Origin of the sequence: Fulvivirga maritima (genome assembly GCF_021389955.1) — a bacterium.
In the GTDB taxonomy this organism is placed as follows: domain Bacteria; phylum Bacteroidota; class Bacteroidia; order Cytophagales; family Cyclobacteriaceae; genus Fulvivirga; species Fulvivirga maritima.
This window is the reverse complement of record NZ_CP089980.1, coordinates 1,859,888-1,879,740: the sequence shown is the minus strand read 5'-3', so window position 1 is coordinate 1,879,740 and position 19,853 is coordinate 1,859,888. Positions and strand designations below refer to the sequence as shown.

Genomic DNA, 19,853 nt, shown 5'->3' with positions numbered 1-19,853 from the left:
ATAACGATATAACGTTTATTTTATGACAGATATGGGGTAAATTAGAAATAACGGCTCATCCAGGTAGATTCTGCAGGAACCTTCCAAGCTGACTCTAATTCCTTTTTATTACTCACCGTATTATTGAAAGTAATAGTTTCCTTTCCTATCACACCTTCTTGTACGCTTTCTTTTAATTTATTTAATGATTCAACATAAATCTCATCATTAAGTAAGAAAGCTACCTTAGTTCTATCAAAAAGGCTAATGCCAAATTGCTGTTCCAGCTCCTGCACCATATGCACTGAGCTATCTATAGAGCAGCCGCTGGCCTTAGTATAATCTTCATCAGCCGCTAATACTAGAAAGCGATTGTGAAATATTTTTGCAGAACACTTCATAGGAGCCCCATGAGCAGCCCATTCTTCACAAAAAGCCTTAGCTTTATTCTCCACAGCTTCAGTTTCTTCTGAGCTTAATTCCTTGTCTGCCTGGTATATCCAAACCCGGGCATTTTCTGATAATTCTTCGAATGATACTAGCATAAAAACAAATTTATAGAATAAAAACCAAAAGCGTAATTATTAAGTTCTTCGTATTTTATTACATAAGAGCATTCTGAAAACGCAACGGCTATTATATCTGGAATATAACAATAACTTCAGCCATTCTTTTTAATTTTCAGATTTTTATGATGATCGGATAATGAACTACATACTCGCGCATATAATATTACTTGTGTCTGTTGCTATTACATTTATAAGCAACCAGCCGCAGGCACATGAAGATAAACGTGTAACCATATATAAGTATAACAAGCAAGAAAACGACAGCACGATAATAGCTACCAGAATTTATATGGGAGATTCTCTGATTAGTGAAACAGGGCAGTTTTACTGGTCATTACCAATAAGAAGTGATTTTATTGATGAATCTATAATAGCAGCAGCCCTCAGGCAAAATCCTTATGAAAGCTTCGATTCTCTAGTTTGTGAAGTAGGAGGTGTCAGTGCCTGGAACAAATACGATATTACTTTTGATAAACAGAACAGGCCCGTAGCAGCTTATCATTATAAAGCCTATTATGAAAAATATGATGAACAGGGAGAAGCTTATTACGCTGAATCACCTGATTATGCTTTGGGCGAGAAGATAATTTTCAGTTATTTCAAAAACGGTTATAAACAACAAGCCTATGCTAATGATAAGCTGATTGAAACTATCGAAAAAGATTATAATAAAAACGGAGAGCTGGTAAAAGAAAGATGGAAGGCCTATGATGAGTATAACTATCTAATAGTATACCATTGATGCTACTGAGGTTTGAAAAAAAAATTTGTACATGAAGTTATTTAAGTCACTATTTAATAATAAAGGCAATACAATAGATCCCTACCAAAAATTTTGGGAGTGGTTTAAGAAAGAGGAAAAATCATTTTATGAGATTATAAAACAAGGCGGAGACATAGAATCAAAAGTATTTGACAAGCTCACACCAAAGCTCAATCAGGTGCATGATGGCATATGGCTGTTAGTGGGCATGCAAAATAATGACCAGGCCGAATTGATACTCACTGCTGATGGTTTTGTTAAAAATATTGTTTTTGTAGAAGAACTGGTGGCAGCAGCTCCTAGTATTCCTAATTGGAAAATAACAGCTTTGAAACCCTCTAATGAAGAGCCTTTGTCAGTAAAAGTAGATGATTATACTTTTGATGAAAATACGCTGAGCTTTTACCCGGAAGAGCACCCTGATAAGCCTGATCTTATAGACATATATGTAACACACAAAGACCTGACTGAAGAAAACTATGACTTAATTAGTCAAGGGGTTTTCCTGTCTATAGATAATTATCTAGGAGAGCTAAATACAGCTACTCTGATGGACCACATCTCCCTGATCACTCCTGAAGAAGCTACTAAAGAACTGATCCCTTTTCAAAAGTTAAAAAGCTACTTGGTTTGGAGAGAAAAGGAATTTGTAGAAAAATATAGAGGTAGTCGACATAATACGGAAGGCGATCATTACTCTGTGCTGGAAGGCTCATTAGAAAATGGCTTACCCTGGGTGGCTGCCGTAAATATGGACTTGCTCCAGTGGGACGCCAAAGCCTCACACCCATGGATAACAAATATTGTGATTGAATTTACACCTGACAGTAATGGATTTCCTGATAAAGACACCTATACTTTGCTAGATAAAGTAGAAGATAACATCATGAGCGTATTGAAGGATTATGAAGGTTATTTAAACATCGGGAGAGAAACGGCCAATGGTGGGCGTCAGATTTATTTTGCTTGTGAAGATTTTAGAAAACCTGCCAAGGTGCTAGATAACTTGTTAAAAGAAAACATTCCTGAACTAAAAGTGGCCTATGAGATCTATAAAGATAAATACTGGCAAACTTTTGATCACTTCAGTGTATCATAAAATCCAAAAGGGACCATCTGTAAAGTAGCAATTAGATTAGTATATGTCAGATTTCACTCGAAGCTTTGAACGGCTTTATGGAAATTTAGCCTTCTTATTTAGTTTGACATCTGCTAAAAAATTCGACACGGTTCAGTGTCACTCGGCTGTGGCTTCATCTTGCTGTACCATCGTGAGGTGAAATAATATTGAAAACAAATGTTGCGTATCGAGATGCCCAGGATTTTAGAGAGCAGGTAAAAAGCCCTTCAAGGCTTCCGTCTCAATATAATTGGCTCGGGCTATGCCTAAAGAGTAAAGCTGAGGCTCTTAAATTGTCTTCTATTCAAAATAATGAAGATTTCAAGAGCCTCAACCTGACTTAAAATTACTTATGGTACAACCTTGAATTGACTATTTTCCTATACCCGGCACATTAACCGGCTTGGGTTGAAACCAATGAAATGTATTTTCATGCTTATTAGGGTATACCTCATTCAGGTTATCACCATTATATAAGCGGCCATTTTTCATTATCATATCTACGGTATTACTATTTCTAATATCGTCTAATGGGTTTTCATCCAAAATCACTAAATCAGCCAATTTACCTTCTTCTATGGAGCCCAGGTCATTTTCTAAACCAAGCGCTGTAGCTCCAAGGATGGTAGCCACCTTCAAAGTATTGTGTTCAGAAAGTCCTCCTGACTGCACTGACCATAGCTCCCAATGGTAGCCCAGGCCTTGCAACTGACCATGAGAGCCAATACCGGCAAGACCATCAGCCTCCACTAGTTTATTTACAAATTTGGCATGATCATCAAACACATATTCTTCTTTCATAAACCATCCTGCATTTCTCCTTCTGCTCTTGGCGTCCAGCTCTGACTTAGGAGTAAAAAAGTTAAGCTTTTCATCTCCCTGCACATTTTCTGTTTCATAGTAATAGTTTTCTGCCCAAGGGCCACCATAAGAAACCAAAAGTGTAGGTGTATAAGCTGTTTTTGATTCACTAACCAAAGTAAGCACATCTTTATACAGCGGATAGATAGGGAAGCTATGCTCATGTCCAGGATATCCATCTAATATTTGTGTAAGGTTCATTTTAAAATCAAGAGCTCCTTCTGTAGTAGGCATCAGCTCCTGCTCTTTAGCTGCCATTATTATCCATTGGCGCTGCTGCCTGTTACCTGTAATGTACATTTTTATGGTTTTGGTATGATAGTACTCAGAATACTGCTTCAATACATTTCTGGCATGATCAAGATCCTGAATATTATACGCCCAAAAGCCCACTCCTGGTCCGGTAGAATAAATACGTGGGCCAATCATGGTACCAGCGTCTACCATATCACCATAGGTAAGCACATCGGTAGTTCCTGTCTGCGGATCTCTGGTAGTAGTAACTCCGTAAGCAAGATTGGCCGCATAAGGCCAGGCCTCATTCTTTTCTAGCCCCCAGGCAGGTCTTAAGTGCGCGTGAGTATCTACAAAACCAGGAATAATAGTTTTGCCACTAAGATCAAGCTTGGTTACGCCTCCATCTACACTGATAGAACCGGCCGCCCCTACTTTTACTATTCTATTGTTCTCTATATAAACATCTCCTTTTTCAATTACCTCATCACCTTTCATAGTAATAAGTCGAGCATTTTGGAGCAGCACTTTGCCAGAAGGGATATCTCTATTTACCTCTACTTTTACTCTAAGCTCTGCAGGTTTGTATTTATCTTCCTTCTTATCATCATCCTTTTCTTCTTTTTCCTTATTATTTTCTAACTCTTCCTCTTTAGCTTTCGCCTCCAACAGGTCATAAGAAAAGAATGCATTCCCTATAGCCCAGTTCACCTTTTTTGCATCTCTGCTCCAGCTAGGAAATTGCCCGCCAATTTCGGTTAGTTTTTTAGAAGGAAAAGCCGCATTAGAAGGATTAGCAACAGCTATTTTCACTACATCGGACCCTATCTGAGGCACCGTTACGGTATAAATTTCATTATTGATCATGGCTAATGCCTGATCTCCTTCTGGTGCCATGAGTACTAAATCGGCATTAGATGGCTTAGCAGGAGCTTCATTGGCCTCCGGTGATAACAGCCCGTGAGAATCATACTTATCTCTTACAAAGCCATAAGGAGTAATACCTGTAATTTTAACCAGTTTCTTCTCATCAGTACCATCCCAACGGATAGAAACAAGACCACCACGGCCGTACAAATAAATACGATCGTTAGCCTTAACAAAGTGAGGATTTCCTCTTCCCTTAGATTTATCTATAAAATGAGAAGCACCTCCTTTAGCGGGCACCCAACGTATTTCATCATGCATATGGAAGCTAATAGGCCCAGTGCTATTAAGAAAATCCTGTCTTGAGCCTTTCATGTACACAATCTTATCTCCTGCAAAACTCCAGGCAGGCTCAGTATACGCTCCCGGCTCATTAGTAAGTTTCACTACTTTTGAGCGTCCCTTTACATTTACTTTATAAATGGCTCCGCCAGCGTCATCACTCCAGGTTACAAAAGCTATTTCTGATCCATCAGGACTCCAGGTAGGCATCGCCTCTGTCATATCAAAATCAGTAAGCCGCTTCGGTGATCCATTAGGCAGGTCCATAACGTACAGCCTGTTCAGAGCAGTAAAAGCTATTTTAGATCCGTCAGGACTAGGGGCTACATCTCTGATCTGATTTACGGTCATTAACTTATCATCAGAAATAGGGTAGTTAAACTTAAGCCTGGGCCCTAGTTCTATTTCAGTATCTACTTCAAAAGGTATATTAGTAGCAGCACCACCAGCCATAGGTATGCTGTATATTTTACCGCCATAAGAAGCTATTAGATTTTTACTATCAGGCGTAAATGACATAGCAGGCAGCACACCCAAAGGCGCAATAGATTCCTGCTCATCTCTTTGTACCGGGTAGGCCAGCCATTTTTCATCTCCGGTTTTCAGATCTCTTGCTATAAGGCCTGTTTCATCATTATAACGAGTGCCATACACCAGCCATTGGCCATTTAGCGATAAGGTAGGCGCAAAGGCAGATCCATACCTGGAAGTTACCGTTTGCGAATCACCAGATTCCCTGTCATAAAGGGCTAACTGATATTGAGGTAAACTGGCATTATACTGCCAGGCATTTTCTCGCTTCGAGTACCAAATATAGCGGCCATCAGGGCTAAAAGTGGGCTCTATGGTTTTTAACTTTTCGGGTTTATCAATTATTGAAACCCCTGAGCCACCATCTATATGATAGATATGAAGTTTCAAATTACGTTTTCCTTGTGAAGCCACTATATATTTTCCATCTGGCGCCCAGTCTGCTGACTGATAAGTATTAGTGTTTCCTTTAGTGATCAGTTTAGTATCCTTGCTATCCAGATCTATTGTCCACAGGTTTTCACCTCCACTTCTGTCAGAAACGAAAAGAATTTTCTTACCATCAGGGCTAAACCTGGGGTGAGTATCAAATGCTAAACCTGAGGTTAATTGCTCGGCTTTACCTCCACTTATTGGGAGCAAATAGATATCTCCCAGCATATCAAAGGCAATAGTTTTTCCGTCAGGACTTACATCCAGACTTAACCATGAGCCTTCATCGGTTTGGAGGCTTATTTTTCTCTCTGCAGTCAAAGGCAGTTCCTTCTTGGTCTCTTTTCGTGAAATAGTATCTGCTACAGCCACACTATCTTGCTGAGCATAGGTAGCCAGCGAGACCGCACACATCATTACACTTAACAGTAACTTCATAAATTGATAGATTATTTTTTTCTAAAATAGTTATTAGAAGGTTTCTAACTATGAATAATTATATGAGTGGTAGTTACAACAAATAGATATTTAAGCTCTATAACTATTCATATTTTTTTAATAATTCCTTAATCAAAATTCTCAGTCTATGACAGTTGCAGCAGCTAATTTTATCGCTTCTAACCGTCTATACCATGAGCTTCACACAATTCTTTCTTAACCTCAGGATCCGGTTTAAGCTGATGATTGCTTTCGGGTCTATCTTACTTCTATCTGTAATTCTGGTTTTGGTCGCCATTAATGGGAATTACTCCATTCTCAAACTGAGAAACTTAGGCGAAAAACTGGATATGGCTAATCTCAGAATGTCTCAGGCCAACATCTATTTACAGGAATTTGCCAGTAAGGGCTATAAAAATGAGGATTTCTTAACCACCGGTGGCAGCGAACTTACTGTGGGCTATCGAAATCAAATGGATTCTATACTTCAGGTATTAAGCGTAATAGAAAGCAATGATGATTATAACGATACGGATTTTATAGAGAAGTTGGGCTCCATTACCTCACACCTTAATGAGTTCGATAATAAATTTCAGGAGCTAGTTACACTGTATCAGCAAAGAGGTTTTGAAGATTATGGTTTGGAAGGACAGCTTAGAGAGGCTATTCACAAAGTAGAAGCGGCTGATTTCCCCTATGATAAAGTACAAATGCTTATGCTAAGAAGGCATGAAAAAGATTTCTTTCTTCGCAAAGACCTGAAGTATTTAAACAAGTTTAATAAAGCAGTAGATACCTTTAGGCAAGAAGTAGCTCAAACTGAAGACCAACCTGGAAAAACTCAAGTGCTTTCACTAATAGGTGAGTATAAAAAGAGATTTAATGAAATAGTAAAAGTGGAAGAGAAAATAGGCCTATCAGCTGATAGTGGCACTTTAGGAGATTTGAATCTTATGGCTTCAGAAATTTCATCGCAATTAATAAGCTTAACAAACCATGTAAAGAAAACCAATGAGGCCATGATAGATAAGACAATCTACATTATCATCGGGCTTTTCGGCATTCAAATATTTATAGGGATGCTGCTAGGGTACATTTATAGCAGTGTTTTCACCAAATCAATCACCCAAATTAAAGATGCCATGGTGAGCTTAGCAAAAGGTAAATTTCCTGATAGGCTTAAAGTAAATTCTTCTGATGAATTAGCTGAAACTAAAACCGCTCTTAACCAATTAGTAGAACGTATTAAAGTGGCTGTGGACTTTGCCCGAAATCTTGGGGCCGGCAATTTTTCCATTAAATATGACGAGCAGTATGATAAAGATGTATTGGCAAAATCAATAGTGGCTCTACAGCAAAAACTGCAAGAAGCAGATCAGGAGCAGTTTATCACCAATTGGAATAATGAAGGCATGGCCAGAGTTAACGGAATTTTAAAAAACCATTCGGCCACTTTAGAAATTCTGGGAGATGATATTATAAGTCAGATCGTAAACTATATGGACGTCAATCAAGGTGCGCTATACATTATTAATGAAGATGAACTCCACAGAATAGCCACTTATGCTTACAATAAAAAGAAGTATGTCAATCAGAAAATAGACCAGGGTGCTGGCTTGGTTGGTCAGTGTGTAATAGAAAAAGAATCAGTATATATTACTGATCTGCCCCAAGGCTACACTACCATTACCTCAGGCCTGGGAGAATGCACCCCGAGCAGCCTACTCATAGTGCCTTTGGTAGCCAGAGATATAGTAATAGGCGCAGTAGAGCTGGCTGCGCTCAGAAAGTTAAAAGACTATGAAATACAATTTGTAGAAAACCTTTCTGAAAGCATAGCCAACATCATCATGAACAAACAGATGAATGAGAATACCGCTAAAAGCACCTCACAAAAGCTTAATGACAAGCTTGCCGCTTATCACCACTAGCCAAAATTGTAGCACATTTCCAAGTATGGCCTCTTAGAAAAAGAGGAATAAAGCCTATCTCCTTTTTAAAAAAGAATCCGCTGTACTCGAATCGTTAAAATAATTGATTTTTTGCTTGCTGAATCGATTTATCATACCAAATACTTTTACCATTTATATAAAAAGACTACAACTTCATATAGAATTTTTGTTGATTAGATTGAAATCTACCAATCTGTCTAAACTTTCTTAGGAAAATTTTAACAGGTGCATTCTTTAATTACCACCATAATTTTTTTAAAACGCTATTGAACGAAATTACTTATGAGATCAATTATTATAGTTTTGGCTTCATTTTTAATCGTCACTTCTGCTTATGCCCAGGAATATAGCCTTTCCGGGCGAGTCAGAGATGTGGCCAACAATGCTTCCTTTCCCGGAGCTACTGTTATTTTAAAAACTTTACCTGATTCTACATCGGCCTATGGAGTAACTACTAGCCTGGAAGGAATCTTTAATGTGCCTAAGGTAAAAAAAGGCAAATATGTATTAGAGATTAACTTCATAGGTTATAAAAAGGTAGTCCGCGTACTTAATGTCAATAAAAACATGAACCTGGGCGTAGTAGAAATGGAAGAAGAAACTACTACACTCGATGCTATTGAAATAACAGCTAAAGCACCGGTAAGCACGCAAAAAGGAGATACTACCGAGTTCAGCGCCGGCGCCTTTAAAACCACCCGTGACGCCAGTGCTCAGGATCTCGTTTCTAAAATGCCAGGAATAGCCGTGGTAGATGGCCAAATACAGGCCCAGGGCGAGGCAGTACAAAAAATACTGGTTGATGGTAAGCCCTTTTTTGAAGGTGATGTGGAAGCAGCACTCCAAAACCTGCCCTCTGAGGTTATAGCGGCCATTCAGGTATATGATAAAAAAAGTGATAAAGCCGAACTCAGTGGCTTTGATGATGGCGAACAAGTGAAAACTATCAACATTATAACCAAGCCAGATAAAAGAAAAGGCCAATTCGGAAAAGGAACGGCTGGCTATGGTACTGATGATCGCTACCAGGCAGCTGCAAGTGTTAACCTTTTCGATAATGATCAGAGAATAACTATAACGGCGCTAAGCAATAACATTAACATGGTGAATTACTCTGCTGACCCCAACAGCCAGGGAGAAAGCCGTACACAAAACGGTATGATCATTACCAACAATGCCGGTATTAACTACGGTGACAGCTGGGACAAAGTAGAGCTGACTGGTGGTTATTATTTCAGCCGTAGAGAAAACGAGGGCCGCCGCTCATTACAAAGAACTTATGTATTGCCTTCAGACTCCGGACAAGTGTATGACGAAAATAGCACTAGCAATCGTATCAACATGGACCACCATGCCTGGGCTAAGCTGGAGTATGAAATGAATGATAACAACAAAATCATTTGGAGACCTCGCATTTCATTAAGAAACGATGAAAACAATGACTCCTTTGAAGGAGAAACCAATACTAACAATGGCCAATTAAATGCAACCAATAACACTAATACTTCTGAAAATTCTGATTATGACTTTGAAAACAACCTGTTCTGGAGTCATCAATTCGGTAAAAAAGGCAGAAGTATTACGCTGAGCAATAACATTGGTTATCATACTAATGAAGACAAATCTCAACGCTATGCTGTGAACAACTATTATAGCCGTGCTGATAGCGTAGAAATTCTTGATCAGAACAGTATCAGAGAACGAGATGCCATATCCTGGCGAGCAAGTGCTGCATACACAGAGCCCATTGGCAAAGCCAGTATGCTAAAGGCGGAATATGAAATCTACAATCAAGATAATAGCTCAGATAAACTTACTTATAATAATGAAGAAGGTTCGAGCGTGCTAGATACCGCTCTGAGTAATGCTTTTGACAGCTATTATATTACTCACAAAGCCGAATTGGGGTATCAATACAAAAAGAATAAATGGAGAATGCAGCTCCAGGCTAAGTATCAGCTCGCTCAGTTAGATAATAATCAAGAGTTTCCTTCTGCCTATGATATCTCTCGTGATTTTAACAGCATACTACCTTCAGTGAGATTAGATTATGAGATTACAGATGAGAAAAAATTAGAATTTGAATACAGAACCTGGACTGACGCTCCTTCAATCGGCCAGTTACAAGCGGTAATTGATAACTCTAATTCACTGCAGTTAAGAACAGGAAACCCAGGATTAGAGCAGGCATATACTAACTGGGTAAGAGCTCGCTATAGAGCACACTCTGCAGAAGGCAACTCTATGTACGCTTCTATAGAATCTAATTTTGTGGATGGTTATATTACTAATGCCACCACCATTGCCGATGAAGCCACCGAAGTAGCCGAAGGCATAGTGCTGGAAGAAGGATCGCAGCTAATAAGGCCAGAAAACACTGACGGATATTATAATTTCAGAACTTATGTTCATTATGGCATGCCTTGGGAAGGCATTAAATCTAACATCGATCTGAGAGGCATGGTTAATTATAATAGAAGACCTGGTGTTATTAATGACCAAACCAACCTTACTAATAATACCAACCTGATGCTAGGCTTATCTTTGAGCAGTAATATTAGTGAAAGAATCGATTTTAACATTTCTACCAGAGGCAATTATCATATAGTAAGTAACTCTTCACGTCCGGCTATGGATAATGAGTATTACAACCAGTCTACGCACGTTCGTTACAGCTGGATCTTTGGTGATGAGTTTGTATACAGAGCAGATGTAAACCATAGACTCAACACTGGCCTTGCCGCTGGTTATGATAACAGCTACACCATTTTAAATATGAGCTTTGGTAAGAAATTCTTAAAGGATCACTTAGGCGAGCTTAGTGTTAACGTGTATGACTTGCTAGATCAGAATAATAATGTAGGCAGAAATGTAACGGAAATTTACATAGAAGATAGTCAGTCAAATGCACTACAGAGGTATTTCATGCTTACTTTCACCTATAACCTACGCCATTTTAGCAAAGGTGCTTCTATGGATGATTTCAAAGAAATTTAATTTAGTCCACAAATACAGTTGCATAAAAAGAGGCTGACTCATATGAGCAGCCTCTTTTTTGTAAAGAATAAATTAAACAGGTTATTTACAAAATTCTTTTATCGATGCTTTGGCTTCATCAGAACCAAGCTCTACCGCAGTATTTAAATCCATACAGCCATCATAATTATCTCCCTTATTAATTTTAGCCAACCCTCTCTGATGAAAAGTTTCAGGATCTGTAGGGTACAGCTCTATTGAATAAGAATAATCCTGAATAGCACCGCTGTAATTCTCTAGAGCAGTTTTAGAAAGTGCTCGGTTATCATAATAAACTGCGTTATAAGGATCAAGGGTAATGGCCTGATCATAATCTGCTATAGCTCCTTCATGATCATCAAGGTTATATTTTACCACGCCTCTCAGGTTATATGTGTCAGGGTCTTCACTAAACAGCTCTATCGATTTGTTATAATCTGCCAAAGCCCCTTTGTAATCTTCTGTTGCACTTTTGGCCAAAGCTCTGTTTTCATATTTTACAGGATCATTAGCATCCATTTCAATGGCTTTATTATAATCCTTCATCGCTTCCTCCACTTTATCAATATTATACTTAGCTACTCCACGGTAACTATACACATCTGCATCAGAAGGGTCTAGCTCTATTGACTTATTGTAATCTTCAATTGCTCCCAAATACTCTTCTAACTCTGCTTTTACCACTGCCCTGTTAAAGTACTTATCAGCATCTTTAGGGTCTAGCTCTATAGCTTTAGAAAAATCGAAAAAGGCACCTTCCAGATCTTCCAGGTTATATTTGGCAAAAGCCCTATTACTATAAGCATCTGCAAGTTTTGCATCATGCTTTATTGCTTTAGTATAGTCTTCAATAGCACCTTCATCATCCCCCAGATTATATTTAGCATTACCTCGCTGATTAAGTGCCTCTGCATAAGTGGAGTCTATTTCTAGCGCCAAGGTGAAATCACTGATAGCACCATAAAAATCTCCCAGCTCATTTTTAGCTTCACCTCTTTGAGTATACGGCTCTTTATATGACGGCTCAGCTTTTATAGCCTTGGTAAATTCATCAATGGCCTTTTTAAATTCGTTTTGCTCCATGCTCTTCACTCCCTGATCATAAAACGACTTGCCTGCCTGGCCCATCGTTAAGAGCGGAATTAGAAATATGGATATGAATAATGTTATTCTCATAGCTAACGTTTTAGGTTGTAGTCTTTTCAAATATATAACCATTTTTTTCAAAATAAACCTTCTTTGGCTGGTTATGGCTGTTTTATAAACCCTAGACCTACAGGATGGTTCAGCATCCAGCCCGTAAGGCTGTAACGATGTTTATTGGCCACCAGTACTTCATGCTCTAACATTTCACTTCTAAAACACACCAGCTTGCCTGCGGTAGGATGCAAATCTTCTTCCCTATCTTTAAAGTACATTCTTAACTCGCCACCATCACCCGGTTGCCAGCCTTCATTAAGATAACATATAAAGGTAATTCTTCTGGCACCATCTCCTTGAAACTGATCCAAATGCCTTTTGTAAAATGAACCTGGAGGATAAATAGCAAAATGAGTCTCATAATCTCGCAAGCCCAAATAACAGGTCATGTTGAGGTAATCTTTAAGCGCATTTATCTTATCTAAAAACACCTTCACGGCCGGAAACGTGTTTCCAGGATCTATCCATTTGATGTAGTCTCCTCTGATCTGTTTGTCAAGCGTAAAATCTTCCTGCTTGCCTATGCCCGCTCTTTTAAAGTTGTCTTCCTCCCGGTGGTATTCAAAGACCTCTCTAATGGCTCTCACTTCTTCGAGAGTCAAAAATTGTTCAGTAATGGCATAGTCCTGGCTAGCCAACTGATCCGCTATGTACTCTAGCGAATTATCCTTAATAATCATCTGTTATCAACTTCAGACAAATGTAGCTTATTGTTTAAAATTAATTTGGTATGATTATAGTTTTAATAATTATGAAAGGTCATATTTAAAAATTATTAGTAACATAAAATGTTTAGAATCGTCTTACCAACCATGACACGAATAACCTTAATAGCCCTGTTTTCACTTATTATCATGAGCTGCTCTGGCCCCAGCGAGCCACCTGAGTTTAAGCAAATCACTAATATAGAAGTGACCAAGGTCATGGGAAAAACGGCCTATCTAAATGCTGATGCCTATTTTTACAACCCCAACAAAGTGAGAATGACGCTCAAAAAAATTAATGTAGATGTAATGGTAGAGGGTAAGAAAATAGGAGAAATCAATCAGTCATTAAAAACTAAAATACCTGCCATGTCTGATTTTAAAATCCCTTTAGATGCCACTTTTGATATGGGCGAAGTCGGCTTTCTCAATAGCATTATCAGTATTTTGGGTGGTAAAAAAGTAAAGGTGCATTACACTGGCCATATAAAGTTAACTTACCATGGTTTACCTATACGAGTACCGATAGATTATGATGATGAGGTAAGAATATAATAATCTTAACTATGAGCTTATACTGTTTTAAAAGGAAACTATGAGCTCTACTCTTCTATTTCTGGCTCGCCCACTTTCAGTATCATTAGTAGCTATTGGCCTTTCTTCTCCATAATAATCCAGCACCAACCTGCTTTCAGGAATACCCAAACCCATTAGCGCCGAAGCCACAGCATTAGTCCTTTTCATAGAAAGCTTAATGTTATAATCTTCACATCCAAAGTTATCCGTATGGCCGTTAAGCAAAATTTTAGCTTTGGGGTGATTCATATATTCATTAATCACTTTGGTTAATACTGTTTTTGCTTGCACAGGTATTTCTGCTTTATCAAACTCAAATTCTATATTGCCTATTATTATATTATTAGGAATATCTTTTGGCATTACTTTCACCTCATCCAGCAGGGCTTGCTTACGGGTAAGTTGCCTGGGTTGATCCATCATTTTGTCTATAGTAACCAGCATTTCCCCTTCACTCCTAAAAGAGCCGGCTTTAAGAAAAACACCGGAATCCAATATGCCATCACCCACATCTGCAATAGACATTTTTATATGGTAAATTTCATTGGGAATAACCCTGCAGCGAGCAGTGAGGACCGTAGTAAAACCATCGAACTGAGTATCATAATTAGGGGGCACTTCTGGCTGCAGGTAGTCTTTGTTTTCTATTACCTTTCGGTTTCTAACATCCCAGATAAATGGATCTGTAGTATTGATATATGCATTATCCACATAATATTCAGCGTTCATTTCATTATTCACCGTATTTACAGTTATAGGAGTGACTCCATCTGGCAACATAGCAATATTGGTATGCTCCATGCCAGGCCCGTTAATAAAGAAAGCAAAAACATCATTAAACTTAGAGCCTACATATTCCAGATACTCTTCTGAAGCAAAAATATATTCGAAATAAAGATTCTCTGATTGGGTAACAAAATCAAACTCCAGAGTAGAAGCATCATAAGTCTTACCTCTTGCTATGTCATCTAATTCCGGATCTCCTGGAGCATCACTAGCCCAACCAGCACGAGGATTCTTATTAGGCCCTATTACATAAAATGCATTACCAGAAGTGAGTACAATACCATTTTTTAAACCCATTTGCCCTTCAGGCTCTGTATATTGCCCAATAGCATGTTTCTTACCTTTAAAAGTAACATTGCCAATCACCACACCTTGCCCTAGTAGCACCTCGTTAACTAATTCCGAAGGGCTGGAAGTGGTATCAATTTGTATCTGACTGATAGCTACAAAAGGCATACATGCTAATAAGCATGCTGTAAAATAAGTACCGATTATATTGATGCAGGTACGCATGGTAGATGTTCAAATTTTACTGAATAATGCCTGAAACCACCTATAGCAAAAGGAAAGGAACTAAAAGATAAACAAAATACGTCTAATATTCCTGCTTTATACCCGTAAAATAGTTTTGAATTCAATAAAAGTCATACCTTAAAGCATGCAATTAACAGATGAGCACAAGGAGCATGTTAGATCTCTCCTTGTTAAAAGAAGAAAAATAGACGCCATTAAGTATTTAAGAAGCAGATTCAAGTTAAAACTGACAGAAGCCAAAAGCCTGATAGATCTAATGGATAAAGAAATACCTGAGCACGAATATGAGGTTAGTGAAAGTTCAAGTAAGAATAGCGTAGTGATTTTTGCCGCTATTTTTGCCATTATCGCGCTCGGTGTGGCTTATTATTATGATTTATTTATATAAGCTTAAATAATCAACCCTGATTACAGCGTCGTTATATTAAGAATTACTGGGTAGTTCCTTTAGGAGAACAACTACGCGCAAAAACATTAGGCCTTTTTACTATCTTTATAGCTACTATGCCTAAAAATATCGACGCTAATATCTTCTTTATCATCTGGAATTTGATCCTGGCAGTAGGAGCAGCCATTCTGGCTATACTAAAACCGCTGGACATGGTTTTTTATATTCAGGATGATATGAATTATATGCTTTGGTACTGGATAGCCAACGTCATATTTATTCTGGATATACCCATCAGCTATTTTCAGCTCCGCTATATTCAAGAAGATTTTCTTTTCACCGGAGACACCGTAGCTAAAAACTACCTCCACGGGTGGATCATACTAGATGTATTTTTAGCATTTCCCTATGGCCTCTTTATTTCAAACATACCTCTCAGATTATTTAGAGTTCTTAAACTGGTGAAAATCGGTTCGCTTATGCGTTACTTCAGAGCCAGAGAAGTAAAACATGGCAATGCCCTCACTATTATTTTCTTCTTCTATTGGTTTATTCTGGGTACGCATTGGCTCACTTGCGGGTGGCTCGCACTTAGAGGTGTAGAATACACTGAAGACATTTTCGGCAATTACCTGAAAGCACTTTATTGGGTCAGCACCACCCTTACCACTGTGGGTTATGGAGATATTACGCCTAATACTAATGCCCAGTATATATATGCTATTTGCTTACAGATTATGGGTGTTGGCGTGTTTGGTTATATCATAGGTAATATTGCCGGCTTCCTTACCAGAAAGGATCCCGCTACAGTCAGGTATTTTGAAAATATGGACAGGCTATCCGCATTAGTGAGGTATAGAAGTATTAGCAAAAAATTACAGCGCGAGATACACTACTTTTACACCTACCAGTGGCGAAAAAGAATGGGTTATGATGAATCTTCTTTTTTGGCTGGTTTGCCAAGAAACCTACAAAGAGAACTCTCACTGCAGTTAAAACGAGGAGCTATAGAAAAAATATACTTGTTTAAAGATGCTAATGAAGCTTTTATAACAGAAATAGCCATGCACCTCTCTTCCGTAGTGCTTACCCCTGACCAAGTGCTTTTTGAAGAAGGCGACCGCGGTGATGGCATGTATTTCGTGCTTAGTGGTGAGCTCACTGCTGTAAACCGAGAGCGAACCGTAGAATACAGTACCTTCAAGCCAGGAGCTTTTCTGGGTGAAATAGCTTTGTTTGAAGAAAAACGTAGAACGGCCACCATAATAGCGAAAGACTACTGTGACCTATATAAACTGGATCGGAATTCATTTGAAGAAGTGATTTTGAAATTCCCGGAAATAGCAACCACTATAAAACAAGAAGCAGAAAAGCGCCATTTAGAGAATATTCACAACGCTAAAAAGGAAGTATAAAATGCTCCTTCTGTTATTCTGAAACCTTTTATGGGTTTTATATGTCTAAATAAATATGTACCAGCAATTAAAAAAAATCGGTTTATTAGTAGCACTGGCTTTTATTATTGGCTTCGTGCTGTTTGCAGTTAATCAGGTCATTGCCTTTCACGCAAACATGGTTACGGTAAATGAAACTTTAGCTTGGTTAATTACCGGTTTTATAAGCGTAACACTTCTTATTCTTATGCTTCTTCCTGTGGTTATGATTATCCGATTACCACAGTCAGTGGCCTTTCCTGATAGTCCGGAGGCTGAAGCCAAATACCACACCTTATTAAAGGCTCGCTTATCTAAAAATAAGCTGGTAAGAAAAGCCGGGTTAAACGTGCACACTGAAGAAGGTATGAAAGCTGCTTTAGCTCTCCTCAACTTAGAAGCACAGACTATAATTAAAGACACTGCCAAAAGTGTATTTCTCACTACGGCCATTTCACAAAACGGCAAGCTAGACGCTCTCACGGTATTTATAACCCAAAGCAGAATGATATGGAAGGTAGCTCATATTTATTGGCAAAGGCCTTCTATTAAAGACATGATCAGGCTCTATGGTAATGTGGGAGCTACTGCACTCATAGCTTCTGAGCTAGATGAAATAGACATTACCCGACAAATAGAACCCGTAATTAATGCCGTGCTTCGTAGCCCCGGGCGCTCTCTACCTGTTATTGGTCATGCTGCACATATCATTACAGATAGCCTGCTGGAAGGATCTACCAATGCCTTTTTAACATTACGCGTGGGCATAGTGGCACAGAGATATTGCGGTTCATGGGATGTAGCTGATAGAAAAGCCATAAGAAGAAATTCATTTATTACTGCCTCAGGATTATTGAAAAATCTGGTTTTAGAATCATCTGGCAAGGTAGTTACCAGTGTAATGACAGCCATTAAAGATACTGGCAAAAACACTTTCCGCAGCGGAATGAAAGGTGTATCAGGCATTTTCAGAAAAAAAACAAAAGAAGCTGAGCCTGAAGCCTGATCTTTTTATCGGAGAAAGAAACCTATCATCTACGTTTAAACTCCATTAATCGATATACCTCTTCAGGTTAGAAACGTGCTTCATAAATTAAGGGTTTATTATTACAATAGACCTATAATTCTTTGAAAGTGAAGCATTTTAAACTCGTTTTGATTGGTTTGTTGGCTTTTAATATTGTCTCAGTGATAGCAAGAAGAATGCTGCCCGAAAAGGCTGCTAAAGAGAACCCTGTAATAGAACAAGTACAAGACTCTACTTATGAAGTTCACTTTTATGATGCCGCCACGCTTATGGTGCCAAAGTCGGAACCAGTAGTGAATGAGGTAGTAAGCATTATGAAATCTAACCCTAAATTTAAAATGTATATCCATGGAAATGCTAATGGTATACATTCAGGTATAATCACCACCAAGGGTGAATCAGATAAGTTTTTTGAACTGAATCAACTAAAAAATAAATCGTATTACGCTTCTGCTAAAAGGCTATCTAAAGAAAGGGCTCTGGCCGTAAAAGAGTATCTGGTAGAGCAAGGTATTGATGATGATAGAATCCATGTTACCAGCACCAGAGCTAATAAAGTGGCTTATATTGATATAAAGGAAGATGAGACCGCATCAGCCCGGGCAGAAATAGAATTTGTTTATCACTAGTCAGATGATGGGATTGGCATAATTAACAATATCCCCCTACCTTTGGGAGGCAAATAAATCCCAAAATAATGACTGGAAAAGAATACATAGAGAGTAATAAGCAAAAGTTTTTAGATGAACTTCTGGATCTACTAAGAATCCCTTCAGTTAGTGCTGATAAAAAATTTAAAGATGATGTGCTGAAAACCGCTGAGGTGATCAAGGCACAGCTTGAGAAAGCCGGCGCTGATAAAGCTGAAATATGCCCTACAGCAGGTTATCCTATTGTATATGGAGAGAAGATAATTGATGAAAGCCTGCCTACCGTATTGGTATATGGCCATTATGATGTGCAGCCCGCTGATCCTTATGAGCTGTGGGATTCTCCTCCGTTTGAACCAGTAATTAAAAACGATAAAATCTATGCTCGTGGAGCATGTGATGACAAAGGCCAAATGTATATGCACGTTAAAGCCTTTGAAACTATGATGGCCACTGACAGCCTGCCTTGTAACATCAAATTTATGATTGAAGGTGAAGAAGAAGTGGGATCTGATAACCTGGGAATTTTTGTAAAAGAAAATAAAGAAAAACTGGCTTCTGATGTTATCCTTATCTCAGATACCTCTATTATTTCTAACGAGCACCCTTCTATTACAGTAGGCCTTAGAGGCTTGAGCTACCTACAGGTAGAAGTAACAGGCCCTAACCGAGACTTACATTCAGGTGTGTATGGTGGAGCTGTAGCTAACCCTATTAATACACTTTGTGAGATGATTGCTTCTTTAAAAGACGGGAGAAATCACATCACAGTACCTGGTTTTTATGATAAGGTGGCTGAGCTTACTGCCGAAGAGCGTACCGCATTAAACAAAGCGCCTTTTGATCTTGATGAATATAAAAAGGATCTTGATATAGAAGAAGTAGAAGGTGAAGATGGATATACTACACTAGAAAGAGCAGGCATTCGTCCTACTTTAGATGTAAATGGAATTTGGGGTGGATATATTGGCGAAGGAGCTAAAACCGTATTGCCATCTAAAGCATATGCAAAAATTTCTATGAGATTAGTGCCTGATCAGGTTTCTGATGAAATCACAGAACTTTTTGCTAAGCACTTTGAGTCTATAGCTCCTAAATCAGTAAAAGTGAAAGTGACTCCTCACCATGGTGGAGATCCTGCAGTTACTCCTACTGACTCTACTGCTTACCAGGCTGCAAGTGCCGCTTTTGAAGAAGCTTGGGGTAAAAAACCAATCCCTACAAGAGATGGTGGTAGTATTCCTATTGTAGCCCTTTTTGAAAGAGAACTAAAAGTAAACACTGTTCTTATGGGCTTTGGATTAGACTCAGATGCTATCCACTCTCCTAATGAGCACTATGGAATATTCAACTATTTCAAAGGAATAGAAACTATTACCTTGTTCTATAAGCATTTCGCTAATCAAAAATAACTTATTCAATCCCTGGAACTATATTATGTTTCCAGGGATT

The 19,853-nt window shown here is 38.5% G+C and carries 15 protein-coding genes; 10 read left to right on the top strand and 5 right to left on the bottom strand.

Translation table 11 applies throughout. From position 1 onward, the window contains the following. Nucleotides 1–41: 41 nt before the first annotated feature. Nucleotides 42–524: a hypothetical protein gene (locus LVD15_RS07970; RefSeq protein ID WP_233779772.1), complete on the bottom strand. Its 483-nt coding sequence runs from the start codon at nt 522–524 to the stop codon at nt 42–44. Between the two features lie 160 nt (nt 525–684). On the opposite strand from LVD15_RS07970, the gene LVD15_RS07965 reads away from it, so the two are divergent. Both LVD15_RS07965 and LVD15_RS07960 read left to right on the top strand, forming a co-directional pair. After that, a complete protein-coding gene (locus LVD15_RS07965; RefSeq protein ID WP_233779771.1) occupies nt 685–1,290 on the top strand; it encodes a hypothetical protein in 606 nt (201 codons plus the stop codon). Between the two features lie 31 nt (nt 1,291–1,321). Continuing rightward, on the top strand, nt 1,322–2,410 hold the full coding sequence (locus LVD15_RS07960; RefSeq protein ID WP_233779770.1) for a DUF695 domain-containing protein: 1,089 nt from the start codon (nt 1,322–1,324) through the stop codon (nt 2,408–2,410). Nucleotides 2,411–2,803: 393 nt separating this feature from the next. Here the strand turns inward: LVD15_RS07960 and LVD15_RS07955 are convergent, their stop codons facing one another. Next, nucleotides 2,804–6,136: an amidohydrolase family protein gene (locus LVD15_RS07955; protein WP_233779769.1), complete on the bottom strand. Its 3,333-nt coding sequence runs from the start codon at nt 6,134–6,136 to the stop codon at nt 2,804–2,806. A gap of 194 nt (nt 6,137–6,330) precedes the next feature. Here LVD15_RS07955 and LVD15_RS07950 point away from each other — a divergent pair, with 194 nt between their 5' ends. Together LVD15_RS07950 and LVD15_RS07945 are read left to right on the top strand one after the other, a co-directional pair. Further along, nucleotides 6,331–8,067: a GAF domain-containing protein gene (locus tag LVD15_RS07950; RefSeq protein WP_233779768.1), complete on the top strand. Its 1,737-nt coding sequence runs from the start codon at nt 6,331–6,333 to the stop codon at nt 8,065–8,067. Between the two features lie 303 nt (nt 8,068–8,370). Continuing rightward, entirely contained in the window at nt 8,371–11,085 is a 2,715-nt protein-coding gene (locus LVD15_RS07945; protein ID WP_233779767.1) for a TonB-dependent receptor, read from the top strand. 81 nt (nt 11,086–11,166) lie between these two features. Here the strand turns inward: LVD15_RS07945 and LVD15_RS07940 are convergent, their stop codons facing one another. Further along, on the bottom strand, nt 11,167–12,279 hold the full coding sequence (locus tag LVD15_RS07940) for a tetratricopeptide repeat protein (protein WP_233779766.1): 1,113 nt from the start codon (nt 12,277–12,279) through the stop codon (nt 11,167–11,169). A gap of 71 nt (nt 12,280–12,350) precedes the next feature. Next, on the bottom strand, nt 12,351–12,983 hold the full coding sequence (locus LVD15_RS07935) for a 2OG-Fe(II) oxygenase (RefSeq protein ID WP_233779765.1): 633 nt from the start codon (nt 12,981–12,983) through the stop codon (nt 12,351–12,353). A 132-nt stretch (nt 12,984–13,115) separates the two neighbouring features. Between LVD15_RS07935 and LVD15_RS07930 the strand changes: the two genes are divergently transcribed. Next, the gene (locus LVD15_RS07930; RefSeq protein WP_233779764.1) at nt 13,116–13,562 is read left to right on the top strand and encodes an LEA/WHy family protein; all 447 of its coding nucleotides are present in this window, start codon (nt 13,116–13,118) and stop codon (nt 13,560–13,562) included. Between the two features lie 27 nt (nt 13,563–13,589). Here LVD15_RS07930 and LVD15_RS07925 read toward each other — a convergent pair whose 3' ends face one another. Then, a complete protein-coding gene (locus LVD15_RS07925) occupies nt 13,590–14,882 on the bottom strand; it encodes an OmpA family protein (RefSeq protein ID WP_233779763.1) in 1,293 nt (430 codons plus the stop codon). Between the two features lie 145 nt (nt 14,883–15,027). Here LVD15_RS07925 and LVD15_RS07920 point away from each other — a divergent pair, with 145 nt between their 5' ends. The 5 genes from LVD15_RS07920 to LVD15_RS07900 all read left to right on the top strand — a co-directional run bounded on the left by LVD15_RS07920 (nt 15,028) and on the right by LVD15_RS07900 (nt 19,813). Next, nucleotides 15,028–15,291 carry a hypothetical protein gene (locus tag LVD15_RS07920; protein WP_233779762.1) on the top strand — a complete coding sequence of 88 codons (264 nt, stop codon included), beginning with the start codon at nt 15,028–15,030 and terminating at the stop codon, nt 15,289–15,291. Between the two features lie 116 nt (nt 15,292–15,407). After that, nucleotides 15,408–16,706, top strand: coding sequence for a cyclic nucleotide-gated ion channel (locus tag LVD15_RS07915; RefSeq protein WP_233779761.1), 1,299 nt, complete (start codon nt 15,408–15,410; stop codon nt 16,704–16,706). 55 nt (nt 16,707–16,761) lie between these two features. Then, on the top strand, nt 16,762–17,730 hold the full coding sequence (locus tag LVD15_RS07910; protein WP_233779760.1) for a DUF697 domain-containing protein: 969 nt from the start codon (nt 16,762–16,764) through the stop codon (nt 17,728–17,730). 182 nt (nt 17,731–17,912) lie between these two features. After that, nucleotides 17,913–18,380, top strand: a complete 468-nt coding sequence (locus LVD15_RS07905) for an OmpA family protein (protein ID WP_233779759.1) — start codon at nt 17,913–17,915, stop codon at nt 18,378–18,380. 68 nt (nt 18,381–18,448) lie between these two features. Beyond that, entirely contained in the window at nt 18,449–19,813 is a 1,365-nt protein-coding gene (locus LVD15_RS07900) for a dipeptidase (protein ID WP_233779758.1), read from the top strand. Nucleotides 19,814–19,853 lie beyond the last annotated feature (40 nt).